Source organism: Acidovorax sp. GW458-11-26-14-TSB4, from assembly GCF_059423865.1.
Genome location: NZ_JBWKYR010000001.1, coordinates 950,748 through 966,152, shown reverse-complemented (window position 1 = coordinate 966,152; position 15,405 = coordinate 950,748). Strand labels below are relative to the sequence as shown.

The following is a 15,405-nucleotide window of genomic DNA, read 5'->3' as shown; positions in this document are numbered from 1 at the left end:
CATCCCCATGCGATATATGTAACAGGAGGGGTTTCACGGCATGCCGAGGGGCATGCACCCCACGCTCCCGAGGCGTTTGTCCGCCGGACCGGAGCGCGCGCCCAATTTGTAACAACGGCATGTCTGCTGCGCATAGGGCCATCCGCAAGCCTCATAACACTTTGTGACATTTGTCCCTACACTGTGTGCGCCCACACGCGCCACGAGCGTTGCCAGGCTTATAGCCGGTCTGGGCACCGTTATTGCTTCGTGCCATTCCATCGAATTCACAACAGCCAAGGACCTCCATGCCGGCCGCCTCGTCCCTCAAATCTCTGTCGATCTCCAGCCGCCTGGGCCTGGGCTTCGGCTGCCTGCTGGTACTGCTGATGGCGGTGGCTGCGGTGGGCCAGCTCTCCGTAGGCAAGCTGCATGAACACCTGCTGCAGGTCACCGGCACCGGGACCACCAAGACCCGGCTGGTCAATGAAATGCTGGACAGCGTGAGCGCCATCGGCATCCAGAGCCGCTCTGCCGCCATGCTCAACGAGATCGATCCCAAGCAGGCGCGCGACCAGATCAAGAACGCCGAAAAATCCATGCAGGGCTATGCGCGCCAGGAGGCCAGCCTGTCAGACCTGCTCAAGGCCGACGGCACTACGGACGCCGAGCGCAAGTTGCTGGCCGAAGTGCAGGACCTGGGCCGCAAGACCCGTCCCGAGCTGGATGCTGCCATGAAGGCCGCCGACGATGGCGATACCGTCAGCGCCACGCTGAACCTCATGACCAAGGTCGCGCCGCTGGAAGCTGCCTGGCGCGGCAAGCTGGCCGAGTTGATCGAATTGCAGAACACCCTGAACAGCCAGGCCACCGCCTCGGCAGAGGTGACCCAGAGCCGCGCCCGTTGGACCGGCGGCATCCTGGTGCTGCTGGCCATCGGCCTGGGGGCTCTCATCGCCTGGCGCATCACCAACAGCATCACGGCCCCCATCGGCCGCGCGGTGGTGGTGGCCGAGCGCATTGCGCGCGGCGATCTCACCTCGCAGGTGGAAGTGCGCATCCACGACGAGACCGGCCGCCTGCTCGAAGCCATTGCCGCCATGCAGGACCGCCTGCGCAGCCTGGTGGGGGACATCGGCGGCACGGCGGAATCCATCCTCGTGGCCAGCTCCGAAGTGGCCTCGGGCAACCTCGACCTGAGCCAGCGCACCGAGCAGACCTCGCACAACCTGCAAGGCGCCGCCAATGCCCTGGCCGACCTGACGGGCACCGTGTCGCAAAGCGCCGACGCCGCGCGCCAGGCCAACCAGCTGGCCTCCTCGGCATCGGATGCGGCCACGCGCGGCGGCGAAGTGGTCTCGCAGGTGGTGCGCACCATGGACACCATCAGCGGCAGCTCGCGCAAGATCGCCGACATCACCAGCGTGATCGACGGCATCGCCTTCCAGACCAACATCCTGGCCCTCAACGCGGCGGTCGAGGCCGCCCGTGCGGGCGAGCAGGGCCGCGGCTTTGCCGTGGTGGCCAGCGAGGTGCGTGGCCTGGCCGGCCGCGCCGCCCAGGCCGCGCGCGAGATCAAGACCCTGATCAGCGCCAGCGTCGAGCATGTGCAGGAGGGAAGCACCCTCGTGAACCATGCGGGCAAGACCATCGAGGAACTGGTGACCTCCGTGCGCCGCGTCTCGGACATCATGGGCGAGATCACTGCCGCCACGCAGGAGCAGAGCCAGCGCATCGGTGAGGTCAGCCAGTCCGTGGGTGCGCTCGAAGAGATGACGCAGCAGAACGCCGCCCTGGTGGAGGAAGGCGCCGCCGCCGCCGACAGCCTCAAGGAACAGGCCGGCCGCCTCACCCAGATGGTGCACACCTTCCGCCTGCGCCGCGACCGTACCGACGACCGCGAATGGCAGGGCTCGCCCGAAGCCGTGGCGGCAGTCCCCACACCCGCCCCCATGGTGGGCCAGCGCAAGGCAGGCGTTCCCGCCCTGCCGCGCGGCTGACAGCCGCAGCTACGCAGTGTCGGCAGCGGCGGCGCGCGGCTCCGCCAGCCGCTGGAAGATGCTGGACTGCAACGCCGCAAGGTCCAGCACGCGCAGGCCGCCGTATTCCACGCGGATGGCGCCCTGCCCTTCCAGCGCCGCCAACGCCTCGTTCACGCGCTGGCGCGACAGTCCCACCAGGTAGGCCAGTTCCTGCTGCGTGATGCGCAGCACCTCGCCCACACCGGGGTAGAGCACGGGGTTGAACAGCGAGGCCAGGCTGCGCGCCACGCGCACGTCAGGGTTGTTCAGCCGGTCGATCTCGCGCGCCGCGATGAACTGGCCCAGGCGCTCGTTGAGCTGGTTCATCACGAAGCGGTTGAAGCCGATGGAATGGTCCAGCAGCCAGTGGAAGGTGTCGATCGGCAGGCCCGCAACGATGCTCTTGCGCAGCGCCTGGATGTTGTAGCGGTAGGGCTCGCGCTTCATGGCCGTGCCTTCACCGAACCAGCCGCCGGGCGGCACTCCGGTGTAGGTCATGGTCTGGCCCTGCGCGTTGTCGCTGCTCATCTTGAGCAGGCCCTCCACCACGCCGAACCAGTAGGTCACGGGCCGGCCCACGCGGCACACGTAGTCGCCAGGCGCCGCATCGCCCACCAGCAGCGCTGCCTCGGCACGCTCGCGTTCGGCCGGCTGCAATTGCGTCAGCCAGGGAATATTGGCCAGCTCGGCCTGCGTGGGCAGGCGCCGGCGCTGGTGCAGTGAGAGATCCTGGTTCATGGAACTCGACGGCGGAATGCGTGAGGGAATACCACGATCCGAATTGTCGCCGCAACGATAGATTTTCACCAATCGGCTGCCGATGATGGCCTTCCGAGGGGACCTGGGCCCCCATTCCAAGAGTACGGAGACATCACGACATGACGACAGGCGGTACCCACCCCTCCAAGCCGGCACTGCGCCGGCGCACCCTGCTGGCTGGCGCCATCGCCTTGCCCCTGGTACATGCAGGCAGCAGCCGTGCCCTGGCCCAGGACGCGCCGATCCGCATCGGCCAGTCCACGGCCCTCACCGGCCCCCTGGGTGACCTGGGTTCCGCCATGCACCAGGGCGCCAAGGCGGCCTTCGCAGGCATCAATGCCAAGGGCGGCATCCATGGCCGCAACATCGAGCTGACCACACTGGACGATGCCTACGAGGTGCCCAAGGCCCTGGCCAATGTGGACCGCTTCCTGGCCGACCCTGGCAACTTCGCCCTTTTCAACTGCATGGGCACGCCCATGATCGAGGCCATGCTGCCCAAGGTGGTGGACAGTGGCGTGCCGTTCTTCGCACCGTTCACCGGCGCCCTGCTGAGCCGCACGAAGAACGCACGCAGCGTGTTCAACATCCGCGCCAGCTACGCCGACGAGGCCGAAAAGCTGGTGCAGCACCTGTCCACCATCGGCATCCAGCGCATCGGCATCGTCTACCAGAACAACGCCTTCGGCAAAGAGGTGTTCAGCGCCGCCCAGCAGTCCATGGGCAAGCTCAAGCTGCCTGCCGCCGTCAACGTGACGGTGGAGAGCAATGCCTCGGACGCAGGCGCCGCGGCCGCCAGGCTGGCTGGCACCGACCTGGAGGCCATCGTCATCGGCCTGGCGGGCAAGCCCACGCTGGAGTTCGTGAAGGCGTTCCGCGCACTCAAGCGCGGCGTGACGCTGTACGCGCTGTCGGTCATGGGCACGCCTGCCACGGTGAAGGCGCTCGGCGCCGACGCCACGGGCATGGCCATCTCGCAGGTGGTGCCCCTGCCATCCAACGTGGTGATGCCGGTGGTGCGCGACTTCCAGACCGCCTGGAAGGCCTCCGGCGCCACGGCCGAGGCCTCGCACCTGGCGCTGGAGGGCTACCTGAACGCCCGGGTGTTTGCCGAGGCGCTGCAGCGCGCCGGCCGCAACCCCACGCGCGCGGCCTTCATCGACGCCACCTGGAATCTCAAGAAGTGGGACCTGGGCGGCTTCGAGATCAACGCCAGCACGCCGGACCGCAATGCCTCGCGTTTTGTCGAACTCACGCTGATCGGGCGTGACGGGCGCTTCCTGCGCTGAACCAAAAGCCGGCTACTGCGGCGCCACGGCGTAGCGGTAGCCGCGGAACGACCAGACCGTGCGGCCCTGCTCGATGCGTTCGAGCTTGAGCCCGGGTGCAGCCTGGTCGCCCTCCTGCAGCACCTGCCCATTGACGATGGCCATGCGGTGCGCGGGGTTGCTGGAGTAGGTGGCACCCGTGACCTGCAACACCGGCAATTGCTCGCGCACGGAAGGCGGCAGGTCGTTCTGGGCGAACACCGGGCCATTGGGCGGCGCTGCGGGAGCGGCTGCCGCTGCGGAATTGGCAGCAGCAGCGGGAGCGGCATCACGCCGCACGGGCTCCGCTTCGCGGACAGGCTTTTCGCGCGCGGGCTCGGCCACGCGCTTGGGCACCACAGGCCGCTGCTCAACGGCTGACGGGACCAGAGGCTGGCTTGGCGCCGGAGCAGGGGCTGGCACAGGCGTTGGAGCCGCCGTGACCGCAGGCGCGGGGGACGGCGCCGCCACGACCGGAGGCGCCACGGGGGCCTGTGCGGGGAGCGGCGCAGGGACCTGCGCGGGGGAAAGGGACGGCGCAACGGCAACGGTCGCGTTACCGGCAGGGGCGCCCGCCGGCCGTTGCATGGCCCACCAGGTGCCGCCTGCCGCCAGTGCGGCAACCGCCACCACCGCCGTGCCGATCAGCAGGAGATTGGCCGAGCCGGTTCGCTCTGCAGGTACCCCGGCAGCCGGCATGGCCTGGGTGTGGATGCCCGGCACGGCGCCCCGGCCCCGCTCGGCTTCAGCGCGCCGCAGCGCATCAAGGATGTAGGACATGGGAATCAGGCTCCGGTGCGCAGGCGCGGTTCTTTCACGCCAGCGGCGCGGTTGAGCAGCATGAGGGTCAGGGGGCCGGCTCGGCCATCGGGCGTCACGCCCTGGGCCAGCTGGAAGCGGTGGATGCGCGACTGCCGCAGCGCTGGCGTCATGGGCCGGCTGCTCGGTCCCAGGCCGCCAGCGGCCTTGGAGGCCAGGCGCGCATCGAGCCACGCCGCGCCCGCCGGGTTCTCGGTGATCTCGCCCTTGTCGGGCATGCCGGGCGGCGCGCGCCACAGCGTAGCCATGTCGCCGCGCCATACCTGGGCCAGGTCGGTCACCGGCACGTGCAGGGTGCGCCCCCCGCTCTCCAGGACGGCGACCTCCTCGTCCAGGCTGCGCAGCAGGGCAAAGACGGCGTTGTCACCCTCTGAGGGGAACAACGTGAGCAGCACCGGCCGGTCGATCTGGCGGATCAGGTTCAAGCCCGCGCGGCGGTTGCGGTAGCAGCGCAGCCCATCGCGCGGCAGCGTGGTGCAGGCATCGGCGCCTTCCGGCAAGGTGGCGCCCCAGGCCGACGCCAGCGCCTGCCAGCCCGAGGCATCGCTGGGCGCCTGTGCCAGCAGGAACTGCTGCAGGCCGGACACCGGGGCCGGTGCGGCAAGCGCCGGCGAGGAGGCTGCCGAAGACGCGGCGGATGCAGCCACGGCCGGTGCAGAGGCGACAACCGCTGGCGGCCTGGCAGCGGGCGCCGACGCAGCGCGCTGTGGGGCGGCCTTGGCAGGGCTGCCCGCAGCACTGCTCGCCTGCACGGCGCCTGCCTGCGGTTGCGACGGGCGCAGGCCCAGGGCCCACCCGGCCGCAGCCACCAGGGCCGCGCCCGCCAAGACCCCGGCTCCGGCCAGCGCCCAGCGGGGCAGACCCACCAGGCCGGACTTTGCCCCGGCGCCCGCAGGCACCGGGGCGCCGAATACCTCACGCGCTGCGCGCTCGACAATGGCCGTGCTCACCTCGCGCACACCAGCCGCATAGGCGCCGAGCAGTGCCCGGTCGCACAGCAGGTTGATGCGCCGCGGTATGCCGCGCGACAGCGCATGCACGCGCCTCTGGGCCCGGCGGCTGAAAGGCACGGGACCGTGCAGGCCGGCCACGGCCATGCGGTGCGCAATGTACTGTTGCGTCTCCTGCGCGCTCAGCGCATCGAGGTGAAAGCGCGCGATCACGCGTTGCGCAAGCTGCTCCAGCGAGGGCCGCGCCACCATGCTGCGCAGCTCGGGCTGGCCGATCAGGATGATCTGCAGCAGCTTGCGCTCGGCCGTCTCCAGGTTGGTCAGCAGGCGCAGTTGCTCGAGCACGTCGGCTTCGAGGTTCTGCGCTTCGTCGATGATGAGCACGTTGTTGCGGCCGCTCGCATGCGCTGCCAGCAGCGAGGCATTGAGCGGGTCGATGCAGTCCTTGACCGTCTCCAGCCCGGGTACGGCAGGCTTGTGCGGCACGCCGAACTCGTCGCAGATCGAGCGCAGCAGCTCGCCCACGGTGAGCTTGGGGTTGAAGATGTAGGCGACGTTGCAGTTCTCGGGGATCTGCTCCAGGAAGCAGCGGCACACCGTGGTCTTGCCGGCCCCCACCTCACCCGTGAGCAGCACGAAACCACCGCCCGCATCCAGCCCATAGAGCAGATGGGCCAGCGCCTCCCGGTGCCGCTCGCTCATGAACAGGTAACGAGGGTCAGGGGCGATGGAAAACGGCGGGTGCTGGAGACCGAAGAACGGGGCGTACATCCCGTGAGGATACCGCCCCACCGTGAAGCGTTCCGCAAACCCGGCGCGCGCCACCCCACGCAACCGTTTCAGGGCGGTTCAGGGTTTCACCCAAGGAGTAGTTTCCCGTAGATTGTCGTCGGCAAGACAAGACGACGTCAAAGTCAGTCCTAGCATTCATCCCGTACGCAGCCACAAGGCCGCGCTCCCGGCTGTCACCGGGCGGACACCTTTTACCTTTAGGAACCGGAATGAAGACCACCTTCCCGCAACTGCTGCTCAAGCATGCCGCCGAGCGCCCCACGGCCGCGGCCCTGCGCGAAAAGGAATATGGCATCTGGCAAGCCCACAGCTGGGCCGACCTGGCACAGTTGGTGGAGCATGTGGCGGCCGGCCTGCACCAGGCGGGTCTTACGCGCGGCGAGCACATGGTGGTGATCGGTGCCAACCGCCCTCGCCTTTACGCCACCATGCTGGCCGCGCAGTCGCTGGGCGCCATTCCGGTGCCGCTGTACCAGGACGCCGTGGGTGCCGAATGCATCTTCCCGCTCAACAACGCCGAAGTGCGCTTTTGCCTGGTGGAAGACCAGGAACAGGTGGACAAGCTGCTCGAGATCCGCGCGCAATGCCCGCTGATCGCCCGCATCTTCTTCGACGACCCGCGCGGCCTGCGCAACTACCAGGAAGAGGGCCTGTCGTCGCTGGATGCGCTGATCGAATCCGGCAAGGCCTTCGCCGCCCAGCATCCAGAGTGGTTCCGCAACGAGGTCGCCAAGGCGCAGCCCACGGACGTGGCCGCCATGTTCTTCACCTCGGGCACCACCGGCAACCCCAAGGGCGTGGTGCACACGCACAGCACCCTGCTGGACCGCGCCTCGGCCGGTGCCGAGTTCGACAAGCTCACCGGCAACGAAGAAGTGCTGGCCTACCTGCCCCCGGCCTGGATCGGCCAGAACATCTTCAGCTACTCGCAATGGCTGGCCTGCGGCTACGTGGTGAACTGCCCGGAGTCGGCCAGCACCGTGACCATCGACTTGAAGGAAGTGGGCCCGACCTACTACTTCGCGCCACCGCGCATCTTCGAAGGCCTGCTCACCAGCGTGATGATCCGCATGGAAGACGCCGGCACCTTGAAGCGCAAGATGTTCCAGGCCTGCATGGCCGTGGCCCAGCGCGTGGGCCCGGCGCTCATGGACGGCCAGCCCGTGGGCGCACTCGACCGCATCAAGTACGCCCTCGGCAACCTGCTGGTCTACGGCCCGCTGCGCAACAACCTCGGGTTCTCGCGCGTGCGGGTGGCTTACACGGCCGGCGAGGCCATCGGCCCGGATCTGTTCACCTTCTACCGCTCCATCGGCATCAATCTGAAGCAGCTCTACGGCTCCACCGAGACCGCCGTGTTCGTCTGCCTGCAGCCCGACAACCAGGCGCGCGCCGACACCGTGGGCGTGCCCATCCGCGGCGTGGAGATCAAGGTCGCCGACAACGGCGAGATCCTCGTCAAATCCGCCGGCCTGCTCAAGGAGTACTACAAGAACCCCACGGCCACGGCCGAGGTGCTCACGGCCGATGGCTGGTACCACACCAGCGACGCCGGCTTTCTCGACGCGCATGGACACCTGAAGATCATCGACCGCGTGAAGGACGTGGGCCGCATCAAGGGGGGTGCCAACGATGGCGCCATGTTCGCACCCAAGTACGTGGAGAACAAGCTCAAGTTCTTCCCGCACATCAAGGAGGTGGTCGCCCTGGGCGATGGCCGCGAGAAGGTCTGCGTGATGGTCAACATCGACTTCGACGCCGTGGGCAACTGGGCCGAGCGCCGCAACCTGCCCTATGCCGGCTACACCGATCTGGCGCAAAAGCCCGAAGTGTACGAACTGATCCGCGAGTGCGTGGAGAAGGTCAATGCCGACCTGGCCAATGACGCCCTGCTCGCAGGCAGCCAGGTCAGCCGCTTTCTCGTACTGCACAAGGAACTCGATGCCGACGACGGCGAGCTCACGCGCACCAACAAGGTCCGCCGCGGCTTCATCGCCGAGAAGTACGGCGTGCTGGTGGAGGCGCTGTATGCCGGCCGCACCGAGCAGTTCATCGAGACCCAGGTCAAGTTCGAGGACGGCCGCACCGGCAGCGTGAGCGCCACGCTCAAGCTGTCGGACACAAAGACCTTCACCCCTGTCAAGGCCGCCGCATGAAGCCCACGCTCTACCCGCCCGACAAGCAACAGCAGCCCACCATGAACCCAAAGAAGATCGGCGACGTCATCCTGGACGTCAAGAATATCAGCCTGCGGTTCGGCGGCGTGAAGGCGCTCACCGACATCTCGTTCAACGTCAAGGAGCACGAAATCCGCGCCATCATCGGACCCAACGGCGCCGGCAAGAGCTCCATGCTCAACTGCATCAACGGCGTGTACACGCCGTCCGAGGGCTCGATCACCTTCCGCGGCAAGACCTTCTCGCACATGAACTCGCGCCAGGTGGCCGAGATGGGCGTGGCACGCACCTTCCAGAACCTGGCGCTGTTCAAGGGCATGAGCGTGATCGACAACATCATGACCGGCCGCAACCTCAAGATCAAAAGCAACCTGCTGCTGCAGGCCCTGCGCATCGGCCCGGCCGAGCGCGAGGAGATCCGCCACCGCGAGTTCGTCGAGCACATCATCGACTTCCTGGAAATCCAGGCCTACCGCAAGACCCCCGTGGGCCAATTGCCCTACGGCCTGCAAAAGCGCGTGGACCTGGGCCGCGCCCTGGCCATGGAGCCGCAGGTGCTGCTGCTCGACGAGCCCATGGCCGGCATGAACGTCGAGGAAAAGCAGGACATGTGCCGCTTCGTGCTGGACGTGAACGACGAATTCGGCACCACCATCGTGCTCATCGAGCACGACATGGGCGTGGTGATGGACATCTCCGACCGCGTGGTGGTGCTCGACTACGGCAAGAAGATCGGCGACGGCACGCCCGACGAGGTGCGCAGCAACCCCGACGTGATCAGTGCCTACCTGGGCACCTCGCACTGATCGACCAGGAGAACAACAACCATGGCATTCTTTCTCGAAACACTGATCGGCGGCCTCATGGCCGGCATGCTGTACTCGCTGGTGGCACTGGGCTTCGTGCTGATCTACAAGGCCTCGGGCGTCTTCAACTTCGCTCAGGGTGCGATGGTGCTGTTCGCGGCCCTGGCCATGGCGCGCTTTGCCGAATGGATCCCCAAGTGGACCGGCATCGCGAGCCCCGTGGTGGCCACGGTGGCGGCCTTCATCATCGCTGGCACCATCATGTTCGTGGTCGCCTGGCTGATCGAGAAGATGGTGCTGCGCCACCTCGTGAACCAGGAAGGCGCCACGCTGCTCATGGCGACGCTCGGAATCACCTATTTCCTCGAAGGCCTGGGCCAGACGATCTTCGGCAGCGACATCTACAAAATCGACGTGGGCATGCCCAAGGACCCCGTGTTCCTGCTCGAATCCATGTTCCAGGGCGGCATCCTGGTCAACAAGGAGGACGTGATCGCCGCCGGCATCGCCGCCGCGCTGGTGGTGCTGCTCAGCGTGTTCTTCCAGAAGACCTCCACCGGCCGCGCCCTGCGCGCCGTGGCCGACGACCACCAGGCCGCCCAGTCCATCGGCATCCCGCTCAACCGCATCTGGGTGATCGTCTGGTGCGTGGCCGGCGTGGTCGCCCTGGTGGCCGGAATGATCTGGGGCTCCAAGCTCGGCGTGCAGTTCTCGCTGACCACCGTGGCGCTGCGTGCCCTGCCGGTGGTCATCCTGGGTGGCCTGACCTCGGTGCCCGGCGCCATCATCGGCGGGCTGATCATCGGCGTGGGCGAGAAGCTCTCCGAGGTCTACCTGGGGCCCTATGTGGGCGGAGGCATCGAGATCTGGTTTGCATACGTGCTGGCGCTGGTGTTTCTTCTGTTCAGACCGCAAGGTTTGTTCGGAGAGAAGATCATTGATCGCGTTTGACCGGCCATAACAACAACCAGCACAGGAGACCTTCATGCTCTACCGCGAAAACGGCCAGTTCAAGACCAGCTACCGCGCCGACCAGCAGATCTTCCCGATCGCGCAGGACCGCATCGCCATCCTTCTCATCCTGGCCGTGGCCTTCGTCGCCGTGCCGGCGCTGGCCAGCGACTACGCCTTCCGCGCCATCCTGATCCCCTTCGTCATCATGGCGCTGGCGGCCCTGGGGGTGAACATCCTGGTCGGCTACTGCGGGCAGATCTCGCTGGGCTCGGGCGCCTTCATGGCCGTGGGGGCTTACGGGGCCTACAACTTCTTCGTGCGCATCCCCGGCATGCCGCTGGTCCCGGCCCTGATCCTGGGCGGCCTGTGTGCCACCTTCTTCGGCATCCTGTTCGGCCTGCCCAGCCTGCGCGTGAAGGGCCTGTACCTCGCGGTGGCGACGCTGGCCGCGCAGTTCTTCAGCGACTGGATGTTCCTGCGCATCAAGTGGTTCACCAACAACTCCGACTCGGGTTCGGTCTCGGTGAACAACCTGCAGGTCTTCGGCCTGCCCATCGACAGCGCGACCTCCAAGTACCTGTTCTGCCTGGCGGTGCTGGTGGTGGTGGCCCTGCTGGCCAAGAACCTGGTGCGCGGCGCCATCGGCCGCGAGTGGATGGCCATCCGCGACATGGACGTGGCGGCCGCGGTGATCGGCATCCGCCCCATGTACGCCAAGCTCAGCGCCTTCGCCGTGAGCTCCTTCATCATCGGCGTGGCCGGTGCGCTCTGGGCCTTCGTACACCTGGGTGCCTGGGAACCGGCGGCCTTCTCGGTGGAAGTGTCCTTCCGCCTGCTGTTCATGGTCATCATCGGCGGCCTGGGCTCCATCATGGGCGCCTTCTTCGGCGCCGCCTTCATCGTGGTGCTGCCCATCTTCCTGAACCAGTTCCTGCCGGCCTTTCTGGGCATCTTCGGCATCTCCATCTCCACGGCGGGCGTTTCGCACGCCGAGCTGATGATCTTCGGTGCACTCATCGTGTGGTTCCTGATCGTGGAGCCCCACGGCCTGGCCAAGCTGTGGTCCACGGGCAAGCAGAAGCTGCGCCTGTGGCCCTTCCCGCACTGAAGAGCGAGCGCACTGCGCCAGCCCTCCCAGGAAACCCCTTACACGCAAGTCCTCATACCGCCTTCCCGCGTTGCCGTTAACTTGGTTTTTCCCGTGCTTCAACACATTCATCCAAAGGAGACATCCATGAAGCTTTCGAAACTCGTGATCGCCGCCGCGGTGGTGGCCGCTGGCGCCTCGTCCGTGGCGACGAGCGCCCTCGCGCAGGCCAAGGAGCAGTTCTTCCCGCTGCTGTCCTACCGCACCGGCCCCTATGCCCCCAATGGCGTGCCATGGGCCAACGGCAAGCAGGACTACATCAAGATGATCAACGCGCGCGACGGCGGGATCAACGGCGTCAAGCTCACCTTTGAAGAATGCGAAACCGGCTATGCCACCGACCGCGGCGTGGAATGCTATGAGCGCCTGAAGGGCAGGCCCGGCGTGTCGCTGTTTGACCCGCAGGCCACCGGCATCACCTTCGCGCTGACCGAGAAGGCCCCTGTGGACAAGATCCCGCTGATGACACTGGGCTACGGCCTGTCGGTGGCGCAGGACGGCCAGGCCTTCAAGTGGAACTTCCCGTTCATGGGCAGCTACTGGACCGGCGCCGACATCCTGATCCAGCACATCGGCAAAGGCGCCGGCGGCATGGACAAGCTCAAGGGCAAGAAGATCGCCCTGGTCTACCACGACAGCCCGTTCGGCAAGGAACCGATCCCGCTGCTGCAGGAGCGCGCCAAGATGCATGGCTTCGAGCTGCAGATGCTGCCCGTGACCGCGCCCGGAGTGGAGCAGAAGGCCACCTGGCTGCAGGTGCGCCAGAGCCGCCCCGACTTCGTGCTGCTGTGGGGCTGGGGCGTGATGAACTCCACCGCCCTCAAGGAAGCCCAGGCCACGGGCTACCCGCGCGACAAGATGTACGGCGTGTGGTGGGCCGGCGCCGAGCCGGACGTGCGCGACGTGGGCGAGGGTGCCAAGGGCTACAACGCGCTGGCGCTGAATACCTCGGGCACACAGCCCAAGGTGATCCAGGACATCCTCAAGCACGTGCATGAAAAAGGCCAGGGCACGGGTCCCAAGGACGAAGTGGGCTCGGTGCTGTACACGCGCGGCGTGATCATCCAGATGCTGGCCGTGGAGTCGGTGCGCCGCGCGCAGGAGCGCTTCGGCAAGGGCAAGGTCATGACCGGCGAGCAGGTGCGCTGGGGCATGGAAAACCTGGCCCTGGACCAGAAGAAGCTCGACGCCATGGGCTTTGGCGGCGTGATGCGCCCCCTGTCCACGAGCTGCGCCGACCACATGGGCTCGACCTGGGCCCGCGTGCATACCTGGGACGGCGGCAAGTGGAACTTCTCGTCCGACTGGTACCAGGCCGACGAGCAGATCCTCAAGCCCATGATCAAGGCCGGCGCGGACAAGTACCTGGCCGACAAGAAGATGAGCCGGCGCGACGCCGCAGACTGCCAGTCGTGATGTGAATGGCAAGCAGGGTGTGACGCCCTGCGCCCACGGTGCGGCTCCGCATGGAGCCGCCAGCCGACAGGCCTGCAGCGGACGCGATGCGTGCGCCACCAGGCCTGCCGATTGGTCAACCGGTAACGACTCATGGAACAGCAAGCACACAACATCGTTCTCAACGTCAACGGCATCGAGGTCATTTACAACCACGTGATCCTGGTGCTCAAGGGGGTCTCGCTGCAGGTGCGCGAAGGCAGCATCGTGGCCATCCTCGGCGGCAACGGGGCGGGCAAGACGACCACGCTGCGGGCGGTATCCAACCTGCTGCAGGGTGAGCGCGGCGCGGTCACCAAAGGGAGCATCGAGCTGCGCGGCGAGCGCATCGAGAACCTTTCGCCGGCCGACCTGGTCAAGCGCGGCGTGGTGCAGGTGATGGAGGGGCGCCATTGCTTTGCCCACCTGACCATCGAGGAAAACCTGATGACGGGCTCCTACACCCGCACCAGCAAGGCTGAGGTGGCCGCCAACCTGGAGAAGGTCTACAACTATTTTCCGCGCCTGAAGACCCGGCGCACCTCCCAGGCGGCCTACACCTCGGGCGGCGAGCAGCAGATGTGCGCCATCGGCCGTGCGCTGATGGCCAACCCCAGCATGGTGTTGCTCGACGAGCCCTCCATGGGCCTGGCGCCGCAGATCGTGGAGGAGGTGTTCAACATCGTCAAGGACCTGAACACCAAGGAGAAGGTCACCTTTCTGCTGGCCGAGCAGAACACCAACATGGCGCTCAAGTACGCCGACTACGGCTACATCATGGAAAGCGGCCGCGTGGTGATGGACGGTGCAGCCAGCGACCTGGCCAGCAACGAGGACGTCAAGGAGTTCTACCTGGGCGTGGGTGGTGGCGAGCGCAAAAGCTTCAAGGATGTGAAGAGCTACAAGCGCCGCAAGCGGTGGCTGGCCTGAACACGCACTTGCATCGACCGCACCCGAAAGCATTCCATGACCGCAGCCCACTACGACGATCTTGAAACCCGCGCGCCCGATGCGCGCGAAGCCGCCCTGCTCGCAGCACTGCCCGGCCAGGTGGCCCATGCGCAGAAGTCGTCTCCCGCCTTCGCCGACATCCTCGCGGGGATCGACGCCTCCGCCATCACCAGCCGCGCCGCGCTGGCGCAGTTGCCGGTGACGCGCAAGCACGAGCTGCTCGAACGCCAGCAGGCCGGCCGCGCCACCAACGTCTTTGGCGGCTTCAGCGCGCTGGCCTTCGGAGCGGCCATGCCGCGTGTGTTTGCCAGCCCCGGCACCATCTACGAGCCCGAAGGTACGCGGCGTGACTACTGGCGCATGGCGCGCGCCATGTACAGCGCCGGCTTTCGGCCGGGCGAACTCATCCACAACAGCTTCAGCTACCACTTCGTGCCTGCCGGCTCCATGATGGAAACGGGTGCCCATGCCCTGGGCTGCACCGTGTTTGCCGGCGGCACCGGCCAGACCGAGCAGCAGGTGCAGGCCATGGCCGAGCTCCGGCCTGCGGGCTACATCGGAACGCCGAGTTTTCTCAAGCTCATTGTCGAGCGTGCCGCCGAGATGGGCGTGGCGCTGCCCACCGTGACCAAGGCCCTGGTCTCGGGCGAGGCCTTTCCGCCCTCGCTGCGCGACTGGTTCACCGAGCGCGGCATCACCGGCTACCAGTGCTATGCCACCGCCGACCTGGGCCTCATTGCCTACGAGACCGCAGCGCGCGAGGGCCTGGTGCTCGACGAAGGCGTGATCGTGGAGATCGTGCGCCCCGGCACTGGCGACCCCGTGCCCGAGGGCGAGGTAGGTGAACTGGTGGTGACCACTCTGAACCCCGACTACCCCCTGGTGCGCTTTGGCACCGGCGACCTCTCGGCGGTGCTGCCCGGCACCTGCCCCACCGGCCGCAGCAACAGCCGCATCAAGGGCTGGATGGGCCGGGCCGACCAGACCACCAAGGTGCGCGGCATGTTCGTGCACCCCGGCCAGGTGGCCACCATCGCGCGGCGCTTTCCCCAGGTGCTGCGCGCGCGTCTGGTGGTCAGCGGCGAGATGGCCAACGACCAGATGCTGCTGCAGGTGGAAACCACCGAGACCGCCGAGGGCCTCGCCCGGCAACTGGGCGACGCCATCCGCGAGGTGACCAAGCTGCGCGGCGAGGTGCAGATGCTGCCCCCCGGCAGCCTGCCCAACGATGGGCGCGTGATCGAGGACGCGCGCAGCTACCGCTGACGTGCGTGCTTGTAGTCCATTGGACCCATGGGGGATTAATCGA

The 15,405-nt window shown here is 67.0% G+C and carries 12 protein-coding genes; 9 read left to right on the top strand and 3 right to left on the bottom strand.

Going from position 1 to position 15,405, the window contains the following annotated elements; genetic code table 11:
* Positions 1-287: 287 nt before the first annotated feature.
* Entirely contained in the window at positions 288-1,979 is a 1,692-nt protein-coding gene (locus AC07X5_RS04650) for a methyl-accepting chemotaxis protein (protein ID WP_494769199.1), read from the top strand.
* Positions 1,980-1,988: 9 nt separating this feature from the next.
* On the opposite strand, the gene AC07X5_RS04645 is transcribed toward AC07X5_RS04650, so the two are convergent.
* Positions 1,989-2,738 (bottom strand): Crp/Fnr family transcriptional regulator, encoded by a 750-nt coding sequence (locus AC07X5_RS04645; protein WP_494769198.1) that lies wholly within the window; start codon positions 2,736-2,738, stop codon positions 1,989-1,991.
* Between the two features lie 140 nt (positions 2,739-2,878).
* On the opposite strand from AC07X5_RS04645, the gene AC07X5_RS04640 reads away from it, so the two are divergent.
* Entirely contained in the window at positions 2,879-4,048 is a 1,170-nt protein-coding gene (locus AC07X5_RS04640; RefSeq protein WP_494769197.1) for an ABC transporter substrate-binding protein, read from the top strand.
* Positions 4,049-4,060: 12 nt separating this feature from the next.
* Here the strand turns inward: AC07X5_RS04640 and AC07X5_RS04635 are convergent, their stop codons facing one another.
* Positions 4,061-4,846 (bottom strand): general secretion pathway protein GspB, encoded by a 786-nt coding sequence (locus AC07X5_RS04635; RefSeq protein ID WP_494769196.1) that lies wholly within the window; start codon positions 4,844-4,846, stop codon positions 4,061-4,063.
* A 5-nt stretch (positions 4,847-4,851) separates the two neighbouring features.
* Positions 4,852-6,606 carry an ExeA family protein gene (locus tag AC07X5_RS04630; protein WP_494769195.1) on the bottom strand — a complete coding sequence of 585 codons (1,755 nt, stop codon included), beginning with the start codon at positions 6,604-6,606 and terminating at the stop codon, positions 4,852-4,854.
* Between the two features lie 230 nt (positions 6,607-6,836).
* On the opposite strand from AC07X5_RS04630, the gene AC07X5_RS04625 reads away from it, so the two are divergent.
* The 7 genes from AC07X5_RS04625 to AC07X5_RS04595 all read left to right on the top strand — a co-directional run bounded on the left by AC07X5_RS04625 (position 6,837) and on the right by AC07X5_RS04595 (position 15,362).
* Positions 6,837-8,783 (top strand): AMP-dependent synthetase/ligase, encoded by a 1,947-nt coding sequence (locus AC07X5_RS04625; protein ID WP_494769194.1) that lies wholly within the window; start codon positions 6,837-6,839, stop codon positions 8,781-8,783.
* Positions 8,784-8,824: 41 nt separating this feature from the next.
* Positions 8,825-9,610: an ABC transporter ATP-binding protein gene (locus AC07X5_RS04620; protein ID WP_494769466.1), complete on the top strand. Its 786-nt coding sequence runs from the start codon at positions 8,825-8,827 to the stop codon at positions 9,608-9,610.
* 21 nt (positions 9,611-9,631) lie between these two features.
* Positions 9,632-10,561 (top strand): branched-chain amino acid ABC transporter permease, encoded by a 930-nt coding sequence (locus tag AC07X5_RS04615; RefSeq protein WP_409960283.1) that lies wholly within the window; start codon positions 9,632-9,634, stop codon positions 10,559-10,561.
* Positions 10,562-10,595: 34 nt separating this feature from the next.
* A complete protein-coding gene (locus AC07X5_RS04610) occupies positions 10,596-11,672 on the top strand; it encodes a branched-chain amino acid ABC transporter permease (RefSeq protein WP_409960284.1) in 1,077 nt (358 codons plus the stop codon).
* 126 nt (positions 11,673-11,798) lie between these two features.
* Positions 11,799-13,127 (top strand): ABC transporter substrate-binding protein, encoded by a 1,329-nt coding sequence (locus tag AC07X5_RS04605; RefSeq protein WP_494769193.1) that lies wholly within the window; start codon positions 11,799-11,801, stop codon positions 13,125-13,127.
* Between the two features lie 132 nt (positions 13,128-13,259).
* On the top strand, positions 13,260-14,075 hold the full coding sequence (locus tag AC07X5_RS04600) for an ABC transporter ATP-binding protein (protein WP_409960286.1): 816 nt from the start codon (positions 13,260-13,262) through the stop codon (positions 14,073-14,075).
* Between the two features lie 36 nt (positions 14,076-14,111).
* A complete protein-coding gene (locus tag AC07X5_RS04595) occupies positions 14,112-15,362 on the top strand; it encodes a phenylacetate--CoA ligase family protein (protein ID WP_494769192.1) in 1,251 nt (416 codons plus the stop codon).
* The last annotated feature ends 43 nt before the right edge of the window (positions 15,363-15,405 follow it).

Coding starts and splice junctions, on each gene's coding strand:
- AC07X5_RS04630 (WP_494769195.1), bottom strand. CDS start 6,606: ATGTACGCCCCGTTCTTCGGTCTCCAGCACCCGCCGTTTTCCATCGCC.
- AC07X5_RS04605 (WP_494769193.1), top strand. CDS start 11,799: ATGAAGCTTTCGAAACTCGTGATCGCCGCCGCGGTGGTGGCCGCTGGC.
- AC07X5_RS04595 (WP_494769192.1), top strand. CDS start 14,112: ATGACCGCAGCCCACTACGACGATCTTGAAACCCGCGCGCCCGATGCG.
- AC07X5_RS04620 (WP_494769466.1), top strand. CDS start 8,825: ATGAACCCAAAGAAGATCGGCGACGTCATCCTGGACGTCAAGAATATC.
- AC07X5_RS04625 (WP_494769194.1), top strand. CDS start 6,837: ATGAAGACCACCTTCCCGCAACTGCTGCTCAAGCATGCCGCCGAGCGC.
- AC07X5_RS04650 (WP_494769199.1), top strand. CDS start 288: ATGCCGGCCGCCTCGTCCCTCAAATCTCTGTCGATCTCCAGCCGCCTG.
- AC07X5_RS04635 (WP_494769196.1), bottom strand. CDS start 4,846: ATGTCCTACATCCTTGATGCGCTGCGGCGCGCTGAAGCCGAGCGGGGC.
- AC07X5_RS04645 (WP_494769198.1), bottom strand. CDS start 2,738: ATGAACCAGGATCTCTCACTGCACCAGCGCCGGCGCCTGCCCACGCAG.
- AC07X5_RS04640 (WP_494769197.1), top strand. CDS start 2,879: ATGACGACAGGCGGTACCCACCCCTCCAAGCCGGCACTGCGCCGGCGC.
- AC07X5_RS04600 (WP_409960286.1), top strand. CDS start 13,260: ATGGAACAGCAAGCACACAACATCGTTCTCAACGTCAACGGCATCGAG.
- AC07X5_RS04615 (WP_409960283.1), top strand. CDS start 9,632: ATGGCATTCTTTCTCGAAACACTGATCGGCGGCCTCATGGCCGGCATG.
- AC07X5_RS04610 (WP_409960284.1), top strand. CDS start 10,596: ATGCTCTACCGCGAAAACGGCCAGTTCAAGACCAGCTACCGCGCCGAC.